The organism is Paenibacillus sp. PsM32 (genome assembly GCF_030433815.1).
GTDB lineage: Bacteria > Bacillota > Bacilli > Paenibacillales > Paenibacillaceae > Saccharibacillus > Saccharibacillus kyungheensis.
On the sequence record NZ_JARUWY010000005.1, the window covers coordinates 96,018 to 115,658 of the forward strand.

Here is a 19,641-nt window from a genome sequence, read left to right on the forward strand (position 1 = left end):
AAGTCAAATATGTATACAGAGGTTAAGAATGTGGAATAGCCAGCACCTAAAATAGATAGAAGGAGGAACTCGTTAATGGCGATTAATGGAATAGCGGACGCGTTCATGGCGAATATACGATGAGCGAAAACCGGAATCGACTCGGAGTCATTGATATTGGTTCAAACTCAATCCGTCTGATCATTTATGAAGCAGGTGCAGATGGAACCTGTCGTATGATACACAAAGCCAAAGAAACGGTTCGACTCGGTGTACGCAGGGATGAGAATGGCAGCATGATTGAGGAAGATATCCGAACGGTTATTCCTATCCTCCAGAAGTTTAAGCATATTTGTGCAACCAATCATACAGGTCAGATTCGCGCTGTAGCTACAGCCGCAGTCAGACAATCAACCAATACCAAAGATATTATTGCATGTTGGGAAAGCCATACAGATATCAAAGTTCAGATATTATCAGGTGAAGAAGAAGCTTATTTTGGATTTTTGGGTGTGATGCGCTCGATGCCAGCTTATGTCACAGAAGGATTTATTGTTGATATTGGTGGCGGCAGTACAGAGATTTCATATTTCAAAAATAATCAATTAATACAAAGTACATCATTGCCTTGCGGGGCGGTGAATATGACGATGCAAAATGGTGGAACAGACCATTGGAGCGAACAATCAACAGCGCAGTTGGAACAGAAAATCAATCAGCAATTAGCAGATTATCCCTGGACAGCAATGCACCCTGATTTGCCTTTAATCGGTCTGGGTGGAGGGATTCGTGCTCTGGCAAGAATGGAGCGAGAACGAAAACGTCAATCCAAACCAGCTAGTGATCCTTATCGCATTGATCCCGATACGATTTTCTTTTATGCAGAAGCGCTAGCAACGCTTAGTCTGGAAGAACGTGTTAATCAATTTGATCTCGGTAAAGATCGTGCAGACATTATTGTAGCAGGTACACTTATTTTGCGTACGCTGTTAAAGCATATGAAATGTTCGGCATTGCTCGCTAGTTGGCGGGGGCTCAGTGACGGTCTTTCACACCATTTTTTTACAGCTGAATCTGCTTCTTCACGTCCTCGTTCATAAATACAAAAAAGCTGTTAGTACACATCTAACGATGAAGTGCTAACAGCTTTTTTTGCGTTGTATACGTGTTATCTGCAAAGGTATGCTCAGTCTATCTCTTTTCTGTATTCTCAGAAAATGTAAACGGTCACAAATGAGCATGAAATAATTAAAATGACATTATCGTTTGAAAAATCTTTAATTTGGGGTAATAATAGAAGGGGTTTATTTGGGAAAAGATGTACATAAGCAGAAAAAGGAGGAAAATGAATGTATTCCATTTTTGGTTTGAGCCATGAAACCACACTATTGGTATGGGCTCTTGTTGCTATTGTTATTTTGATTGTCATGATTGCGAAGTACAAATGGAATCCATTTGTCGTTCTGCTCATGGCATCCTTGTTTTTGGGATTGATTATCGGGATGGAGCCACTAGACGTGGTCAAATCGGTACAAAGTGGTCTAGGTGGGACACTGGGTTCGATAGCGATCGTTATTGGTCTGGGTACCATGCTTGGTAAAATGATGGCTGAATCGGGTGGTGCGGAACAGATTGCCACGACGATGGTCAATCGATTCGGGGAGAAAAATATTCCCTGGGCGATGCTGATTGTAGGGATTATTGTAGGGATGCCGGTCTTTTTTGAAGTCGGTATTATTTTGCTGATTCCTATTTTATTTACCGTCATTCGCAAAACGAATATTTCGCTATTGCGTGTCGGGATTCCGATGCTGGCAGGTCTATCGACTGTACATGGACTGTTGCCTCCGCATCCTGCACCTATGATTGCTATTGATGCTTTTGGAGCTAGTATTGGTAAAACGATTATTTATGCGTTGATTGTAGGGATTCCTACAGCGATAGTAGCTGGGCCGTTATTCGGTTCATTTATTGGGAAACGAATCATCGTGCATCCGCCTGAAGGATTGGCAGAGCAATTTACAACGAATAATAAATTAGATCGTCCAGACAAACCGTTGCCGGGATTCGGTATTACGATGTTGACGATTCTGATGCCCGTTATTCTGATGTTAGCAGGATCTATCGCTGAAATTGCAGATCCGCAAAGCACTCATGGTATAAGTGTATTTTTGCGATTTGTTGGTAATGAGATTGTAGCGATGTTTATTGCGACTGTGTTTGCCTTTTTCTCTCTTGGATTTGCACAAGGATTCACCAAAGAACAAGTCTCCAAATTTGCAGGAGATTGTCTGGCGCCAACAGCTTCGATTATTTTGATTATCGGTGGTGGCGGAGCATTCAAACAGGTATTGATTGATAGTGGTGTCGGTGATGCGATCGCCGCAGTGGCTACATCAGCCCATGTAAATGTGATTGTATTTGCTTATCTGGTTGCTGCGTTGATTCGTGTCTCGACAGGATCAGCTACAGTAGCGATGACAACCGCAGCAGGTATTGTTGCGCCTGTACTGGCTTTGACACCGGGAGCGAATATTGAGCTGGTTGTACTGGCAACAGGTGCAGGTTCATTGATTCTTTCTCATGTGAATGATGCAGGTTTCTGGATGGTCAAAGAATTCTTTAATATGACGGTTCCACAGACACTGAAATCATGGACAGTGATGGAGACCTTATTGTCTCTAGTAGCGTTTGGTTTAATTTTACTACTGAATGTAGTAGTCTAAATAAGAAAAGAAGTTCTGGAAATTAGAGCGAAAGTAGGTTAGATCATGAGCACGGCAAAATATATGATCGGTGTAGACATCGGAACAACCAGTACCAAAGCTGTATTATTTGAAGAAGATGGCAAAATTGTAGCACAAGGTGGAGCAGAATATCCTTTGCATACACCTGTACCTTCCATTGCTGAACAAGATCCAGATCAATTGTTCCGTGCAGTGATTGATTCTGTAAGACAAACGATGGACAAAAGCAGTGTAGCACCGGAAGATATTCTATTTGTATCTTTCAGCTCAGCGATGCACAGTATGTTAGTTGTGGATAAAGAAGGCAAGCCGATTACCCAGTGTATGACATGGGCGGATAATCGGAGTGCAGCATATTCTCGTCAATTGCAAAAAGAGAAAAAAGGGCATGAGATTTATATGCGCACAGGGACACCGATTCACCCGATGTCTCCATTGACCAAAATTATGTGGATTACACATGATCGCAAAGAAATTGCCAATGCAGCGTACAAATACATTTCGATTAAAGAATATATTTTCCTAAAATTGTTCGGGGAGTATGTTGCTGACCATTCGATGGCTTCTGCGACAGGCTTGATGAACTTGAAGGAACTCGATTGGGATCAAGAAGCGCTAGAAACAGCAGGTATTACGCGTGATCATCTATCTACATTAGTACCTACAACACATGTGATGCATGGATTACATGCGACATATGCGACTGAAATGGGTCTGATCGAAAGCACTCCATTTGTACTCGGAGCAAGTGATGGAGTACTTTCGAATCTAGGTGTGAATGCGATAGAACCGGGTGTTGTAGCAGTAACGATCGGAACCAGTGGAGCGATTCGTACAGTAACGGATAAGCCGGTGACTGATCCTAAAGGACGCTTTTTCTGTTATGCACTTACTGAAGATAAATGGGTCGTCGGTGGGCCTGTAAATAATGGTGGTATTATTTTCCGCTGGATTCGTGATGAATTCGCCGCTTCTGAAGTAGAAACAGCGAAGCGTCTTGGACTTAGTGCGTATGATGTACTGACTCGTATCGCTGAAAAAGTACATCCTGGCGCAGATGGACTACTATTCCATCCGTATCTATCAGGGGAACGCGCTCCATTATGGAATCCAGATGCAAGAGGTTCATTCTTCGGACTTGCATTGAATCATAAAAAAGAACATATGATTCGCGCGGCACTGGAAGGCGTTTTGTTCAATTTGTATACAGTAATGTTAGCAGTAGAAGAGCAAATCGGTGTACCGAAAAAAATTCATGCGACAGGCGGATTTGCACGTTCTGAATTGTGGCGTCAGATGATGGCTGATATTTTCGATCAGACAGTAGTCGTTCCTGAAAGTATCGAAAGTTCTTGTCTGGGTGCGGCAGTACTTGGATTGTATGCTCTTAAACGGATCGATTCTTTAGATGAAGTGTCTAAAATGATCGGTACAACGTATGAGCACAAACCATACAAAGAACATGTTGCCATTTACCGCGAGCTATTGCCGATCTATATTCGCATATCTCGTAAATTTGAAGAAGATTATGAAGATATCGCTGATTTCCAGCAAAAAATGTTGGATAAATACACACCTATCGACAAAAAAGATAGCGATGATCTGTAATCATTGATAATAGTAGAAATAATGAATAAGCAAACAACATAGATATTTACTGAAAAAAGATTACTGTGTATATTAGCAGTAATCTTTTTTTCGTTTACAATAGGTTACTTCCGGTTAAGTATATCGGGTTAATGAGTTATCGCTTTACCACAGAATCGTTAAAAAGGTATAGTAATTAGAATCGAACACATAGACAGGGGAGGATCGTATGAAAAATATTATTATCTTAGGGAGTAGCGGAGGCAATTTATATAGTCTTGGTGGCAAAAATCCAGAAGGGTTACTACAAGAATTACTGATACAATTAGAGGCAGCAGAGCTTCATTGTGCAGGTATCCAATTTATTGCTGCGCAAACATCTATGGATCATATCAAAGAATCCACCCCTGCTTCTTTATACATATGGAACGAAGAAGAACAACGTCCGGTGATTAGTGTGGAGGGCACGTTAGAAGAAATCAATCAAGCGGCTGTAGCCCAAGATGAGCGATTAGCTGCGATGATCGCTAGTGGTGAAGTTGATGGTGTGATTTTGATGAGTGCAAGCCCTGGTGGAGCGAACCGATTAGCGATTGAAGCGGCGGCAACTGCTCAACTGCCCGTTACAGGTACAGGTGGAACATCGATGGCGGCAGCCGCAACCAAAGGACTGAAAGTGATCTCTACGTCCGGTACAACAGGAACAACGAACCGTACGCGTGCAGTTTCTTTTGTTACTTCTTTGAGCAAGTATTGGGGTCTGTCGTACCGTCCGGTGATCGGCAAAGCTTCCAGCGGGCAAGGGATACAGCAAGGTACAGGATTTTCACGTATTAATATTCGAGGGATTATGCTGGCATCACTACCGGGATTTATAGCGATGGCGTTGATTCTAGCGGCAAGTCAGATCCCCGGATTGACTGCTTTGAGTAAAGTATTTGATATTATGATTGCGGCATTGCCTGTTATTATTGCAGTGGTTGCCGCCAAGCAAGTGGCTGAATTAGATGAAGTATCGATCGTAGCTGGGATTGTAGCCGGGGTATTGTCTGTGAATGGTGGTATTATTGGCGGATTGATTGGCGGGATCGGAGCTGGATTGTTAGCCAATTATTTATTTCGTAAATGTGTCGAATGGCGATTTCCTGCCACAACCGTTAATATAGTAGCAGGTGGAGTATCGGGTCTTGTAGCCGGGTTAGTGGTATACTTTTTTATCGCACCTCTTGCCGCTCAAGCTGGTGAAGGGATACGATATTTATTAGAAACACTGGTAGCCGCCAATAGTGCACTTGCTGGTCTAATTGCTGGATTGTTAATCTGGCCTGCTATTTTGGGTGGAGTCTACCATGCTGCTATTTTGCCAATCGTATTGTTAGAAATGGAACGAAGCGGTAACAGCTTTTTGGGAGCTGTCGATATGACAGGCTTGGTGATGGTGTCTGCCGGGATTACACTTGCCAATATTATTGCTCCACAAGATAAAGGCGCAGCCGCTGTAGCCGCACCCGGATTTCTAATTAATATTGGCTTTGGAACATTTGTAGAAGCGGCTTATCCGTTTATGTTTGCAAGTAAATGGGTATTTGGAGGAGCGATTGTATCTGCTGGGTTAGGTGGATTGTTAGTTGGTGTACTGAATGTACGTGGGATTGCGTATGTTCCAGCATTTGCCGCTCCATTCTCATCGAATCATATCGCAGGTTTTGCTATCGCTATGTTGGGAAGTCTTACCTGTTCGTTTGTAATTACGTTGATCATTAATCTTATTTTTAAAAACCGCAAAAAGAAAGAGGCTATTGTATGATTGAATTAGTATTGATGAATCAGGAGCAATATGAAGCTTTTCGCGATCAATCGGCAGCGGATTATGCTGCTGAAAAAGTATTGGCAGGTACATGGGATGCTGCCGATGCACAGCGATTAGCCCAAGAAAGTTTTGCCAAATATTTGCCTCAGGGAAAAGATACACCGGGAGCTTATATTTATCATATTGTTGAGGTAGCGAGTGAGCAGATTATCGGATATATCTGGTTACATATCAGTGATGCTCCAGCAGGGAAGCAAGCCTTTTTATACGATATTTTGATCTATGAAGCACATCAAGGCAAAGGATATGGTCAAGCAACGATGCAAGCACTTGATCAGGTCGCAAAACAAGAAGGAGCAGTCAAAATAGGACTGCATGTATTCGGTCATAATCTTAAAGCGCTCCATGTATACGAAAAAGCAGGCTATCAGATTACAGACTATCAAATGTCCAAAACATTAAATGTATAAATAAATACAACATTATTTATACATTTAAAAAAGCTGAAAATTACAGATTTTTATTAAAAAGACCTTTTTCTAATCTGCTTGATTGTGCAGAAGAAAAAGGTCTTTTTGAACATTAGATTCATTTATTCGATGATAGGTGTTGATTGGAGCGGCGGAATTACATTCGATAAATTAATACTTCATAAGGGCGCAAATATTGCAGATCATCAATATGATGTTCTTCTTCCAGATGAGGAGGGTGAGCATTATGAGGATAATTGCCGAGAATTTTGACCATCGAAGTAGGAAAGACTCTATATTCCTGTGTCCAATCAATCTCGGCTTCTATATCAGCAAAATTCAGTAAAATTAACCATCGTTGTCCTTGCCATTCTCTTATAAAAGCAAACACTTCTGGATGATCTTTTAATAACATCGTAAACGAACCATGCGACATAATCGGGAACTGCTTACGCATCGCAATCAGATGACGGTAATACGAAAGTACAGAGCCGCGCTGTTCTTCTTGTTCAGTCACACTCAAGTGGGTTAGATTCTCTTTAGCTGGAAAAGGAATCCAGGGTGTGGTAGTGGCAGATGAGCTAAAGCCAAAATTCTCACGATTTCCATCCCACGGCATAGGCGAACGTGAACCATCACGACTGCGCTTATGAATACCAGATAACACTTCTTGCGAAGACTTACCTTTTTGTATCGCTTCGTTATAATAATGAATTGTTCCTTGATCCCGATAATCTTCAATTCGATCGTAAGTAGTATTACGTAGCCCCAATTCTTCACCTTGATACACTAGTGGTACACCGGGAATAAGATGGAGAAATGTGCCTACTAATTTGGCAGCTGTCATATTATGTTCATTATGCCCGATCACATCAGGAATCATACGTGGATGATCATGGGTACTCAAGTACACACCATATTCTCCACGGGCAAAAACATGTTCATACCATTTGGATACCGATTCTTTTAACTGTAATACCGACCAATCGGCTGAATCCCAGGGATCATGAGGGTCTTTACCAATACGCATCATATCCATTGCCAGTACCATATTTAACTCTTTACGTTCAGGCAACGTATATTCCAACACTTGTTCCATCGTTAATGAAGGCGCTTCTCCTATCGTCAAAATATGTGGATAATGAGCAAACGCTTCTCGATGTAACTCTTGCAAAAACTCATGAATACGAGGACCATTTTTATAAAATTTTTGTCCGATTGGATGTGGATCGTCTTCTGAAGCATCAGGAAGATCAGGATGCTTGGAGATCATATTGATCGCATCCAGACGAAAACCATCAATCCCTTTATCTAGCCACCAGCGTATCATTTTGTAGACTTCCTGCCGTAATGGTGGATGTTCCCAGTTCAGATCAGGTTGTTTGCGGTCAAATAGATGTAGATAATACTCGTCAGTCTGCTCATCATACGTCCAAGCCGATTCACTTTGAAAAGAACGCCAGTTGTTCGGTTCAGTGCCATCGCTTTTGGCAGGTCGCCATATATAGTAATCCCGATAAGGATTGTCTTTCGCACTTTTGGATTGTTGAAACCATGGATGTTCGTCTGAAGTATGATTAATGACCAGATCCATAATTAGCTTCATATCTATATCATGTAACTGATCAAGTAGAGATTCGAATTGTTCCATCGTGCCATATTTGGGATCAATCTGATAATAATCTCTGATATCATAGCCATTATCGATCATCGGCGAATCGTAAATAGGGCCGAGCCAGATCGTATCAATGCCCAGTTGATGAAGATAAGTAATCCGCGAAGCAATCCCATTGAGATCTCCCCAACCATCGTTGTTGCTATCCATAAAACTAGGCGGATAAATCTGATAAATAACAGATTCTCTAGCTTTTTTGTTTTCCATGATGATCCTCCTATGCATGTTAACCAAGCTATTAATTTCAATTATTTAACATAATTAGCCTTTAATACATGGTTAAACATCGGAGTACATGTTCAAACAATAGCTAAACTATCTTAATCATCCGGTAAAATTCATGTCCATTCACAGTGATCTGACCATCTTCGGTATAGCCTAGCCGTTCATATAATTTTCTCGCTTTGGGATTTTCTTTATCAACAATCAACATTACTTTGTGATGTCCTAATTGCTGTGCTTGCTGTTCAAAAGCATGGATTAATACTGTTCCGATCCCTTGTCCTTGATAAGCCGCATCGACAGCAAGTGAATCGAGATAATATTCGTCTTCCCGGGCTTCAGGAATAATAGCTGATGGATCTTGTCCACGTTGTCGAACACGTTCGATAAGGGGCGCATCGAGAGAAGCAATCTGACTGCCATGATAAGCAAGCACAAAGCCAATCACTTGATCTTCACGTTCTTCTACAAATATATTTTCATAACTGATTCGATTGCCGGTTTGCTCAAACAATGGACGAAGAGCAAGTAGAGATTGTTCTTTGTTATTTGTCCCTGTAAAAGCATGGGCGATATCACCAATAGCGGTATACATTAATTCTAAAACAACAGGTGCATCTGTAGGTGTAGCGGGTCTTATCATAATATCCTCCTGATTTGAAACATGATTTGTACGTCTTGTTCTATACCAAATAGGTTATAAGCTGATAACTCGTTCTGTATTATACATAGCCGTATAGCTGTTCTACTATTATAAATGTAAGGGAATTGAATATGAGATTTCAAGCGCTTGATGATACATATTCATCGTAAGGATTTTATTCAAAAAGAACCGTTAAGCCATGTGCAATACATTGTGGCTGGTCACTGGAGGTGTCATTTTGAGTATGTCATCCACATCTCCTGCTGTGCGTGTAAGTGGAGCGACTGAGCCGGAGATCATGAAGACGTTAGCGGTAAGTGCTGTAATATGGCAATTGATGTTAAATGTTATGTTACTTCATTACCATAGTACAGCCCAAAAGATAGAAATTGGCATATTATACGATCTGGTTAAATTTTCAGCACCTATGTTTATTTTTGCGATTGCGTTTGATCTGGCGAAGTTAAGAGACACCCATTATTCTCATTATGTATGGCACAAAACGAAAGAGATTATAGGGCCTTATCTTGCCTGGACAGCCGTTTATATGATTGCTTTTAATGCAGGTCATTATTCAACGATCTGGAGTGTTGTTAAAGGTATTTTACTCGGCGGTGCCGCACCACAGCTCTGGTATACGATTATGATGTTTCAGATTCATCTGTTGTTGCCATTGCTTACAGGATTGGTATTCTTTTTACTAAAAAATAAAAAGAATACGATTGGGGTAATGATCATTACCGTAATCATCTATGCAGGGTTGATTGCATGGTACTCTATTTATGCGTTCCATAATCAAGAACATCCCGGCTGGGTTCAGTGGGATCGATTGTTGTTTATGTTTGGCATTTATGCAGTACTCGGTGTGATTGCTTCTACGTACAATCAGCAATGGCGTGCATTAGTAGAACGCATTCGCTGGTGGGCATTACCTGTTGGTGCATTACTATTTATAATGGTCAATCATGAATTGTTTTCATTCGGACTGGATACGCTAAATTTACTAGATGCCAGTTATTTGAAATGGTCGATGGTGCTATTCAATATTACATTGATTATTATCGTGTATGGATTCACTGTATCGTTAATCAACACAGGCTCCAAATCGTTAAAGCACTTTAAATTTATCGCTAAATATGCCTTTCGTGCGTATCTCGCCAGTTATTTTGCGCTTCAACTTACAGTGGCTTTGATAGGAGATTATTTTAGTGAGATTCCTTTAGGTCTGAATCTGTTGATGACTTTTGGAATAACTGCTTTTTTCTCCTTTACTATCGTGTATATCGTAGAATGGATTTGCAAAAAAATAATGGCTTTATTTCGCAAATCATCCCTACCGACATCACAGCAGACGACTACTCAAGACAATGTAGTAGGATCAGAAGCATTGGCAAAAAATTCAATCGTAAATTCACGAAATACGAGTGCAGCACGAGACAAATAATGATCTCCACGCCATGAGATACCAATCGTGCGCTGACAGACAGGTTTATGGATAGGAATAAGCGAAATATCCGGTCCTGTCGATCCTTCCCACGAGACAGCCGGAATAAAAGCAACACCTTGTCCAGCTCGAATCAGTCCGCGCACTGTAGCAGGATCGTCACTTTCAAAAATATGCTTAGGCTTAAAGCCAGCCATATGACAATAATCATCGGTCGTCTCACGCAAGCTATGTCCATGACGAAGCCCGATAAAATGTTCGTGAGCGGCTTCAGACAGAGCAATATTAGGGCGATCTGCTAGAGCATGACCTTTGGGTACAGCTAGAAATATCTGTTCTGTTACCAGTGGAATACTTTGCATATGTTCATAATTTAGCGGCAACGAAGAGATGCATAGATCGAATTCAGGTTTGACATTTTCTTCGTAATGCTGAAGCAATTGAAAATGAATATCAGGATATTGTTCACGAAAAGCTGTGATTAGATTCGGTACGATATGTGAGCCAACAGGAAAAGCAAGCTTAATATAGCCTACAGTACCTGTCGCCAGATCATGAACTTCGCGGGTAGCATCTTCCAGCGATTGTAGTGCCTTTTCCACATGTTTGAGAAATGTTTTTCCATATTCGTTGAGTGTAATATAACGTCCTGTACGGTCAAATAAAGAAACACCGAGTTCGGTTTCGAGCATTTTAATCGATTTACTCAGTGCAGGTTGAGCGATATGAAGTTCTTCCGCAGCATGGGTCATATGTTGAAGTTTTGCCACTTTGCAAAAATATTTTAAGTGAAGCAGTTCCATTCAGAACACCATCCAATCTCAGTTAATCAAACATCAAGGAGGAGTATCATGTCAACCCACATCAGCAAGTTGAAAACTGGAACACCGCGTATTTGGACGACCCGTCGTGATGAAAAAAAACGTCGTATGGAAAAAGTTCGCTCGATGTTAAACGGTGTGATTTTGCCTACAGATCATATTGTAGATGCACTGGAAGTACTATTGGTTAGCGGTGATCGAGTAGCTTTAGAAGGTAACAATCAGAAGCAAGCAAGCTTCTTATCTCAAGCATTATCCAATGTGAATCCGCAAGTAGTGAACAATCTGCATATGATTATGTCCAGTGTATCTCGACCTGAACATTTAGATATTTTCGAGAAAAATATTGCGAGCAAACTCGATTTTTCTTATGCAGGGCCTCAAAGTCTGCGGATTGCACAAATGGTGGAAGATCAGACACTAAGTATCGGTTCGATTCATACGTATCTAGAATTGTATGGTCGAATGTTTGTTGATCTGACTCCTAATATTGCACTGGTTGCCGCAGACAAAGCGGATCGTCAAGGAAATCTCTATACAGGAGCCAATACCGAGGAAACGCCAACGATTATTGAAGCCGCTGCTTTCCGTGATGGGATTGTAATTGTACAGGTCAATGAAATTGTAGACGAATTACCACGTGTCGATGTGCCAGCTTCATGGATTGATGTGATTGTCGAAGCCGATCAACCGTATCAATTGGAAGCTTTATTTACTCGTGATCCTCGTCATATCAAAGAAACGCATATTTTAATGGGGATGATGGCGATTCGCGGGATCTATGAACGTCATCAAGTGCAATCGCTGAATCATGGGATTGGATTCAATACAGCCGCTATTGAACTATTATTACCTACGTATGGAGAATCGCTTGGATTACGGGGCAAGATTTGCAAAAATTGGGTGCTTAATCCGCATCCTACATTGATTCCAGCTATCGAAAGCGGTTGGGTGGAAAGTGTCCATTGCTTTGGTGGCGAAGTAGGAATGGAAAAATATACAGCCGCTCGCCCGGATGTCTTTTTCACCGGACATGATGGTACGATTCGATCTAATCGAGCTATGGGACAAGTAGCCGGACAGTATGCCGCAGATATGTTTATTGGAGCCAGTCTACAAATCGATCCAGATGGTAATTCATCGACAGTCACCTCGGGTCGGTTAAGCGGTTTTGGTGGTGCACCGAATATGGGTAGTGATGCTCGTGGTCGCCGTCATGATACAGAAGCTTGGCTGAATATGATTACAGATAAAGAACCGATTGTGCGTGGACGTAAATTAGTTGTGCAAATGGTCGAAACATTTCAATCAGGAGATCAACCGACATTTGTCGATTCTCTAGATGCAATTCAAGTCGGTCATGATGCAGGTCTACCGCTCGCTCCAGTGATGATCTATGGAGATGATGTGACCCATGTCGTTACAGAAGAAGGAATCGCTTATCTATACAAAGCACAAAATATCGAAGAACGTCGCACAGCTTTGGCAGCAATCGCAGGGGTCACACCTTTGGGACAACGTCATGATACCGATCTGAATGAGAAGTTGCGTCAGGATGGATTGATCGCTTTTCCAGAAGATTTGGATATCCGTCGTACGGATGCGAAGCGTTCATTGTTAGCTGCTAAAAGTATAGAAGAACTTGTAGACTGGTCAGATGGACTATATGAACCACCATCCAAATTCCGGAGCTGGTAATATGAGCACTCTTGATATTTTCCCATCTATATCTATACCAAGCCAGCGAAAAGCAGAAGCCGATTATTATGCAATGTGGTTAGGTGAACTTGCTGTCACTGCTCTGAAAGACGAAGCTTCATTGACACCTAAGCCCGGGCTTGTCGATCTACATCATAATGGTTCACATCAAGATATGAATATAGAGTTAATGTATAATTCAGCAGAATCATTGCGCTCTACATTTATTCAGATGGCTCAATCATCGTATGGTAATAGCGCTAATCAATCATTACGTGAACAACTGGCTTGGATCGGACGTCAAGGTGAGCAACATATGTTAGAAGTGACCAAAGGTGTGAATACCCATCGGGGTGCTATCTGGGCACTAGGATTGTTAACAGGTGCGACTTCACTGTGGATCGCTGAATCAGATCATTCATCAGCAGATGTATCATCATTAGATACTATCTCTGCTACACAAATCGCTGATATAGCAGCAACTATCGCTCGCTATACCGATCGTTACGCACCTAATAGTGGTTCGCATGGAACCCATGTGAAGCGTCAATACGGAGCAGGTGGAGCAAAAGACGAAGCAGAGCGTGGATTTCCGCATGTGATCGATATCGGTCTGCCAGCGTTGCAACAAGCTCGTCAGCATGGGATCGCTGAATGTTCTGCCCGTTTAGATAGTTTACTTTCGATTATCGCTGTGTTGCCAGACACCTGCATTTTATATCGTGGAGGGAAGCAGGCACTTGTGCAGACACAGGAGCGTGCGTCAGCGATTTTGGCGCAAGGTGGAACATGTACTAATAAAGGCTGGCAAGCGCTATTAGCATTCGACCAGTGGATGGTGAAGCATCATTTTTCACCCGGTGGTAGTGCTGATCTGCTTGCAGCTACTTTATATATTGATTCTATACTTACAGGTATTACACATATGTCGTATACCGAATCCTTTTCAAAAACGACAGGAGGTCGTATGTAATGCAAATTATTCATCTGCAATATCCAGCTCAGCAATTGTTGACCCAGCGCGCTCATATTGGTGTAGCAGGTTCAGGAGATTTGGAACTATTGATCGAACCTTCAACAGACAATCAAGCTTATATTCAGATCAATACAAGTGCTAATGGATTTGAAGAGATCTGGCGTGCAGTATTTGATCGTTTTTTCAAACTTTATTCTTATGCGGTTAAGATCGAGATCAATGATTTTGGCGCTACACCAGGTGTTGTTAATTTGCGGTTAACTCAAGCCATGGAGGTGCTTCGTGATGAACAATAATACTCAACCGATAGAGATCGCTAATGCAAGCTTTATCGAATTATCTGGACGGGAACGGGCGCAAGCTGTATTGGACCAAGGTAGCTTTCGTGAATTGATCGGTCCTTTTGATCGAATCACTTCACCTCATTTACCGTTACAAGGAATAGTGGCACAAAGTGATGATGGTGTCATTGTAGGTAGAGGAACGATTGATGGAGAACCTGCGGTAGCGATTGCTTTAGAAGGTGCTTTTCAAGGTGGAGGTATAGGGGAAGTCTGTGGAGCCAAAATCTCAGGTGCATTAGAGCAAGTACTGCTTGACCATCAAAAAGGGATCAAAACACGTCCGGTATTATTGCTGGAAACAGGTGGAGTACGACTACAAGAAGGAAATTATGGTCTGCTCGCTATTGCCGAGATTGGTGCAGCTATTATGGCACTTCGTCCATACACCCCGGTCGTTAGCGTTATCTCTGGTATGATTGGCTGTTATGGTGGGATGTCGATCTGCGCGGCAGGATTATCCAGTCATTTGATTATGACCCGTCAAGGTCGCTTACAATTGAATGGTTCAGAAGTCATTGAGCAAGAAGCAGGGATTCAAGAAATGGATGCTTCCGATCGTTCCCGAATCTGGTCGATGGTAGGCGGTGAACAACGGGTAGGTGCTGGATTCGCTGATGCACTTGTAAATGATGATGTACAAGAAATCAATCAAGCGATTCATGAGGTATTCCGTCAAGGGATAAAAGAAGTGACTCGTACAGCTCAAGTGGATCGTTATCTGGAATTACTAGCAGCAGTAGATGCTGATACATTGATTGTACCATCGTCTATTCGTGAATCATGGAAATCCGGTGTGGTAGATCAAGAGGCTCTTCAACAACAGCAAGCGAGAGCAGAGCAAGTTCAAGTCAATAGTAGTGAAGCACCGATCACTAGAGGACGGACATGGTTCGAAGCGTTGTCTGGTCGATCCGCATCAGACCAACAAGGCATTGCTTCTGTATTGTGTGCCGATACCTCGTTAGAAGGTCAATCGGTACGTTATATCTCGGTTGTTCCAAATCCTAATGCGCGCTTTGTCCGAGCTCGCCAAGGAGAGATTGGACTAGAAGAAGGTTGGAATATTGCCCGTTATATTCGTGAAGCTATTGAAGCAGACCAAGACGGAGAAAAGCGTGCTATTGTAGCGATAGTTGATGTACCCAGTCAAGCCTATGGGTACCGCGAAGAAGTGTTAGGTATTCATTTATCATGCGGATCAGCGGTAGATGCTTATGCTAGTGCACGTCTGGCCGGTCATCCTGTGATCGCTCTAATTGTAGGAAATGCGATCTCTGGAGCATTTCTAGCACATGGTATGCAAGCGAATCGATTACTTGCGTTAGATGATGAAAAAGTAACTGTACAGGTTATGTCCAAACAGTCTGCGGCACGTATTACCCGTCGCTCTATCGATCAACTAAATGAAGCAGCAACCAAAGTGCCAGGTGCAGCATATGATATTCGTTCCTTTGCCAAATTGGGGGCGCTAGATCAATTGATTGAAGGTATCAAAGCCGATCAACCACAATCAGAAGATATCGAACGTATCCATCAGTATCTGATGACAGCGATCACAGATGCACGTCAAGGTTCTCGCGATCTCAGTAACCGTCTAACCAGTGCAACAGCGGCTACAGGTAGAGCTTCTTCGATCAAAGTAAGACAGTTACTCGCAGAACAATGGGATTAATTACAGCTCCTCATGATCTGCTCCAATTGCATCCGCACTGGACAGAAGCAGAAGAGTTACAGGATGTACCGTCATGGGTGCATGTGTCTTTACAGCAGACACCGTGGGTGGTCGTGCGGCGCGCTCCTGCATTAGAAGGACAGATTGCTGTTGGGGTGCGTGGTCAAGAGCGTCATTTACGACAAGCATTAAATATTCCTGCATCGCTAATTGTACAAAAAGTAACACCAGAGCAATTGATAGCATCACAGCTCGATTCGAATCTACAGACTGCATCTGACAATGATCGCTGGAACAGTACGCCAGCGTTGCAAGCATTAAAGCAACTGTATTCATATTGGAATAACAACCAGATGATCTGGGGACCGACAGGCAGTGCTGGATTTGAATTGGCTACAGGACATCCTACATTAACGATGACTAGCGATCTGGATATTTTACTACGCTGTTCTCAATCTATTGATCGAGTTAGCGCAGAGCAATTCTGGCAACAGACGCTTGATCTGCCTGTGCGTGTCGATGTGCAGATCGAGACACCTTATGGAGCAATCGCTCTTAGTGAATGGGCAAAGCCTGCTACTGACCGTGTGTTGATGCGTACACTACAAGGGCCTGTACTGGTGAAAGATCCGTGGAATCCACGTCTAGCATAGACATGATAAGAGAAAGGAGCGATGCCAGATGAGTGTAGTGATGCTTTTTCCAGGGCAAGGTTCACAGCGTCCCGGAATGTTGCATGAATTACCTGATCATTCTGTTATCAAGCAGACACTGACAGAAGCAGAAGAAATACTGCAATTATCGATCCAACAACTGGATAGTGAAGAAGCATTACAGACAACAGATCATGTACAGATGTCTCTATGTATTGCAGGAGTAGCGGTGTCTAGAGCTTTGGCAGCAGAAGGTGTTTTTCCTGATCTTGTTGCAGGTCATAGTGCAGGTGCTTTTGCTGCGGCAGTGGTTGCCGGTTCACTTTCATTTCAAGATGCTCTGCATTTAACCCGTTTACGTGGACAATTGATGATGCAAGCTTATCCACAAGGGTATGGAATGGGCGTTATTACAGGAATGACTGCGCGTCAGGTAGAACAGATTCGCTTGGCTATTCATTCAGATGAACATCCCGTATATATCGCTAATCTAAATGCACCAACACAGATTACAGTAGCTGGTCAATGGGAAGCGATTGATCAGTTGTTAACGACTTGCAAAAGTAATGGTGCGCATACTGCCAAACGACTCAATGTCAGTGTGCCTTCCCATTGTCCTTTGTTATCTTCAGTCTCTGATCAATTAGCTATAGCGTTGAGCAAGATGGAAGTGTCTCGACCTAAGATTCCTTATGCAGGCAATTACAAAGGACGAGCTATTCGTACAGCAGACGGTATTATCGAAGATTTGTCATTAAATATTGCGTATCCTGTACGCTGGCATGAAGTAACGACTTTATTTTACGAACTGGGTGCTCGTTTATTTCTTGAAATGCCACCGGGTCAAGTGCTCAGTGGTCTGGCTTCTGCTGCTTTTCCAGAAGCACGTGTCGAATCACTGTCTTCCAGTCGTCTGGATAATGCTGTTATTTTAGCGAAGCGAGAGCAGAATACATTGTAGTTGGATATGATCATGTAGATATATACGTGTAATTTTGGTAAACATACGCGCTCTTATCTTCAAAAAGAGGGCGTATGTTTATATACATAGAAGAAGTGTACTATACTAAAGATAGTCATTATGTATAAATGACCATTGGATCGATTGTTGTTGTAGCGTATTAGAGAGGATGAGACAAAGATGGAAACGACACAAATTCATACACAATACGGAGAAATACAAGGTATACGTGAACATGGAGCAGTGATCTGGAAAGGGGTTCCTTTTGCAGAACCACCTGTTGGAGAACTGCGTTTTCAAGCTCCAAGACCGCCGCAACCATGGCAAGGTGTCAAAGAAGCATTGCATTTTGGTCCGATTGCTCCTCAGCCAGTATACGAGGGAGCGAGTATGTTTGGTTCTGGAAGTGAACCTCCTGTACAATCAGAAGATTGTCTGTATTTGAATATATGGGCTTCTGATAAATCCACTCAAAAACGACCGGTGATGGTCTGGATTCATGGTGGTTCTTTTGTAACAGGTGCAGGCAGTATTCCTTTATATGACGGAACATCGCTTGCAGTCAATGGAGATATGATTGTGATTACGATTAACTATAGATTAGGGCCGTTTGGATTTTTGAATTTGTCATCATATGGTGATGATTATCATGCTAATGTAGGCTTACTGGATCAGATTGCAGCATTAGAATGGGTCAAAAATAATATTGAAGCCTTTGGTGGCGATCCTGAACGAGTAACGGTGTTCGGCGAATCAGCAGGCGCGATGAGTATTGCGTCTTTATTAGCGATGCCAGCAGCTAAAGGGTTATTCCAAAGCGCTATTATGCAAAGTGGAGCCTCCCAAGCAATGCCAGCTGAAGTTAGCAGACAAATTGCAGACGGATTTGTACAAGCACTTGGTGTAGGCGAACAAGATTTATCCAAATTGTATACCGCTTCAACAGAAGAGATATTGCAAGCAGGTAATCGTGTTAGCCAAACGCTGGATAATGATACATGGGCGTTGTTGTTCCAACCAACGATTCATCCACATACATTACCGGTTGAACCTGTACAAGCGATCAAAGATGGCTCTGCCAAACATATTCCTTTGATTATTGGTACTAACTTGGAAGAAGGGACATTATTTTTCAATCAACCGACTCAGTTAATGAGTGAAAGTCAAATTGTGAATATTGTCCAAGCATTGCTCGGAGAAGATACTCACGGATTAGCGAAGCAATATCCGTTAACAGTAAGAGGTCATGCGGATCTGATGACTGATTTGTTCTTCTGGCGTTCGGCTTTACAATATGCAGAAGCACAGGTTGGGCATGCTCCTGTATGGATGTATCGATTTGATTGGTGTCAACCCGGTCATCCGTTGTTAGGAACAGCTACACATGGTGCTGAAATTGCATTTGCATTTAACAATCTACCTCTATTTGCACATCTTGGATTAGAAATAGATGAAGATACGTATAATCTAGCAGAGCAGATGCAGACCGCCTGGATTAATTTTGCACATAACAGTATGCCAGTCACAAGCAATTTACCATGGTCTGATTATGATCTCAAAGACCGTTCCACAATGCTCTTTAATCGCGAGCTGAATGTGGTACACGATCCAGAAAGTGCAAAACGTCAACAATTAATTTCGTATTCTTAAGCTGTTGCAGATGTAATAAATGATCTTAATAGGTAAATAAATAATGAGAGATGAACCGTTTATTAGGCGGTTCATCTTTTTTTGATATAAGATGCAACATCATAATTCGCAAATAAGAGATTTTCTCCAAAAAGAGATCATCCACGCTATAAATCTATTTTTGCATAAAGGCGAAGGTCATTTTACCTAGAATTGAGGATTAAGAGCTATACAATATTTCAGTAATTTGTCGATATAATAGAGTAAATATCAGAAAAAGGTATACATAATTTTAGAAAAACATCTGTGT

Annotated in this window: 16 protein-coding genes; 13 read left to right on the forward strand and 3 right to left on the reverse strand. The window is 42.1% G+C overall.

Translation table 11 applies throughout. The annotated features are described in order from the left end of the window. The first annotated feature begins 119 nt into the window (after window positions 1-119). From QCD85_RS12005 to QCD85_RS12025, 5 genes are all read left to right on the forward strand, one after another. Entirely contained in the window at window positions 120-1,079 is a 960-nt protein-coding gene (locus QCD85_RS12005; RefSeq protein WP_273613301.1) for a Ppx/GppA phosphatase family protein, read from the forward strand. 249 nt (window positions 1,080-1,328) lie between these two features. Beyond that, window positions 1,329-2,705, forward strand: coding sequence for a GntP family permease (locus QCD85_RS12010; protein WP_273613300.1), 1,377 nt, complete (start codon window positions 1,329-1,331; stop codon window positions 2,703-2,705). 45 nt (window positions 2,706-2,750) lie between these two features. After that, window positions 2,751-4,334 (forward strand): gluconokinase, encoded by a 1,584-nt coding sequence (gene gntK, locus QCD85_RS12015; RefSeq protein WP_301262745.1) that lies wholly within the window; start codon window positions 2,751-2,753, stop codon window positions 4,332-4,334. Window positions 4,335-4,542: 208 nt separating this feature from the next. Beyond that, entirely contained in the window at window positions 4,543-6,120 is a 1,578-nt protein-coding gene (locus QCD85_RS12020) for a PTS sugar transporter (protein WP_274172090.1), read from the forward strand. After that, window positions 6,117-6,593, forward strand: a complete 477-nt coding sequence (locus QCD85_RS12025) for a GNAT family N-acetyltransferase (RefSeq protein ID WP_301262746.1) — start codon at window positions 6,117-6,119, stop codon at window positions 6,591-6,593. The genes QCD85_RS12020 and QCD85_RS12025 overlap by 4 nt, the downstream gene beginning before the upstream one ends. Before the next feature lie 157 nt (window positions 6,594-6,750). Here QCD85_RS12025 and QCD85_RS12030 read toward each other — a convergent pair whose 3' ends face one another. Beyond that, a complete protein-coding gene (locus QCD85_RS12030; RefSeq protein ID WP_301262747.1) occupies window positions 6,751-8,475 on the reverse strand; it encodes a glycoside hydrolase family 13 protein in 1,725 nt (574 codons plus the stop codon). A 103-nt stretch (window positions 8,476-8,578) separates the two neighbouring features. Beyond that, window positions 8,579-9,133 carry a GNAT family N-acetyltransferase gene (locus QCD85_RS12035; protein WP_301262748.1) on the reverse strand — a complete coding sequence of 185 codons (555 nt, stop codon included), beginning with the start codon at window positions 9,131-9,133 and terminating at the stop codon, window positions 8,579-8,581. Between the two features lie 244 nt (window positions 9,134-9,377). Here QCD85_RS12035 and QCD85_RS12040 point away from each other — a divergent pair, with 244 nt between their 5' ends. After that, window positions 9,378-10,577, forward strand: a complete 1,200-nt coding sequence (locus QCD85_RS12040; protein ID WP_301262869.1) for an acyltransferase family protein — start codon at window positions 9,378-9,380, stop codon at window positions 10,575-10,577. Here QCD85_RS12040 and QCD85_RS12045 read toward each other — a convergent pair. Further along, a complete protein-coding gene (locus QCD85_RS12045) occupies window positions 10,493-11,380 on the reverse strand; it encodes a LysR family transcriptional regulator (protein ID WP_301262749.1) in 888 nt (295 codons plus the stop codon). The two genes, QCD85_RS12040 and QCD85_RS12045, sit on opposite strands and share 85 nt — an antisense overlap. Before the next feature lie 48 nt (window positions 11,381-11,428). Here QCD85_RS12045 and mdcA point away from each other — a divergent pair, with 48 nt between their 5' ends. The 7 genes from mdcA (at window position 11,429) to QCD85_RS12080 (ending at window position 19,352) form a co-directional block, all read left to right on the forward strand. Continuing rightward, the gene (gene mdcA, locus QCD85_RS12050) at window positions 11,429-13,096 is read left to right on the forward strand and encodes a malonate decarboxylase subunit alpha (RefSeq protein WP_301262750.1); all 1,668 of its coding nucleotides are present in this window, start codon (window positions 11,429-11,431) and stop codon (window positions 13,094-13,096) included. A 1-nt stretch (window position 13,097) separates the two neighbouring features. Beyond that, window positions 13,098-14,069 carry a triphosphoribosyl-dephospho-CoA synthase gene (locus QCD85_RS12055; protein ID WP_301262751.1) on the forward strand — a complete coding sequence of 324 codons (972 nt, stop codon included), beginning with the start codon at window positions 13,098-13,100 and terminating at the stop codon, window positions 14,067-14,069. After that, a complete protein-coding gene (locus QCD85_RS12060) occupies window positions 14,069-14,368 on the forward strand; it encodes a malonate decarboxylase subunit delta (RefSeq protein WP_301262752.1) in 300 nt (99 codons plus the stop codon). Before QCD85_RS12055 ends, QCD85_RS12060 begins: the two co-directional genes overlap by 1 nt. Next, complete coding sequence (locus tag QCD85_RS12065; RefSeq protein WP_301262753.1) at window positions 14,358-16,088, forward strand: biotin-independent malonate decarboxylase subunit beta; 1,731 nt, start codon at window positions 14,358-14,360, stop codon at window positions 16,086-16,088. Before QCD85_RS12060 ends, QCD85_RS12065 begins: the two co-directional genes overlap by 11 nt. Continuing rightward, entirely contained in the window at window positions 16,079-16,741 is a 663-nt protein-coding gene (locus QCD85_RS12070; RefSeq protein ID WP_301262754.1) for a malonate decarboxylase holo-ACP synthase, read from the forward strand. Before QCD85_RS12065 ends, QCD85_RS12070 begins: the two co-directional genes overlap by 10 nt. A 28-nt stretch (window positions 16,742-16,769) precedes the next feature. Then, window positions 16,770-17,702 (forward strand): malonate decarboxylase subunit epsilon, encoded by a 933-nt coding sequence (mdcH, locus tag QCD85_RS12075; protein ID WP_301262755.1) that lies wholly within the window; start codon window positions 16,770-16,772, stop codon window positions 17,700-17,702. A gap of 180 nt (window positions 17,703-17,882) precedes the next feature. Further along, window positions 17,883-19,352 carry a carboxylesterase/lipase family protein gene (locus QCD85_RS12080; RefSeq protein WP_301262756.1) on the forward strand — a complete coding sequence of 490 codons (1,470 nt, stop codon included), beginning with the start codon at window positions 17,883-17,885 and terminating at the stop codon, window positions 19,350-19,352. Window positions 19,353-19,641: the final 289 nt, after the last annotated feature.

Excerpts from the sequence above, each read along its gene's own strand:
- QCD85_RS12005 (WP_273613301.1), top strand. The coding sequence starts at position 120 with ATGAGCGAAAACCGGAATCGACTCGGAGTCATTGATATTGGTTCAAAC.
- QCD85_RS12010 (WP_273613300.1), top strand. The coding sequence starts at position 1,329 with ATGTATTCCATTTTTGGTTTGAGCCATGAAACCACACTATTGGTATGG.
- gntK (WP_301262745.1), top strand. The coding sequence starts at position 2,751 with ATGAGCACGGCAAAATATATGATCGGTGTAGACATCGGAACAACCAGT.
- QCD85_RS12020 (WP_274172090.1), top strand. The coding sequence starts at position 4,543 with ATGAAAAATATTATTATCTTAGGGAGTAGCGGAGGCAATTTATATAGT.
- QCD85_RS12025 (WP_301262746.1), top strand. The coding sequence starts at position 6,117 with ATGATTGAATTAGTATTGATGAATCAGGAGCAATATGAAGCTTTTCGC.
- QCD85_RS12030 (WP_301262747.1), bottom strand. The coding sequence starts at position 8,475 with ATGGAAAACAAAAAAGCTAGAGAATCTGTTATTTATCAGATTTATCCG.
- QCD85_RS12035 (WP_301262748.1), bottom strand. The coding sequence starts at position 9,133 with ATGATAAGACCCGCTACACCTACAGATGCACCTGTTGTTTTAGAATTA.
- QCD85_RS12040 (WP_301262869.1), top strand. The coding sequence starts at position 9,378 with ATGTCATCCACATCTCCTGCTGTGCGTGTAAGTGGAGCGACTGAGCCG.
- QCD85_RS12045 (WP_301262749.1), bottom strand. The coding sequence starts at position 11,380 with ATGGAACTGCTTCACTTAAAATATTTTTGCAAAGTGGCAAAACTTCAA.
- mdcA (WP_301262750.1), top strand. The coding sequence starts at position 11,429 with ATGTCAACCCACATCAGCAAGTTGAAAACTGGAACACCGCGTATTTGG.
- QCD85_RS12055 (WP_301262751.1), top strand. The coding sequence starts at position 13,098 with ATGAGCACTCTTGATATTTTCCCATCTATATCTATACCAAGCCAGCGA.
- QCD85_RS12060 (WP_301262752.1), top strand. The coding sequence starts at position 14,069 with ATGCAAATTATTCATCTGCAATATCCAGCTCAGCAATTGTTGACCCAG.
- QCD85_RS12065 (WP_301262753.1), top strand. The coding sequence starts at position 14,358 with ATGAACAATAATACTCAACCGATAGAGATCGCTAATGCAAGCTTTATC.
- QCD85_RS12070 (WP_301262754.1), top strand. The coding sequence starts at position 16,079 with ATGGGATTAATTACAGCTCCTCATGATCTGCTCCAATTGCATCCGCAC.
- mdcH (WP_301262755.1), top strand. The coding sequence starts at position 16,770 with ATGAGTGTAGTGATGCTTTTTCCAGGGCAAGGTTCACAGCGTCCCGGA.
- QCD85_RS12080 (WP_301262756.1), top strand. The coding sequence starts at position 17,883 with ATGGAAACGACACAAATTCATACACAATACGGAGAAATACAAGGTATA.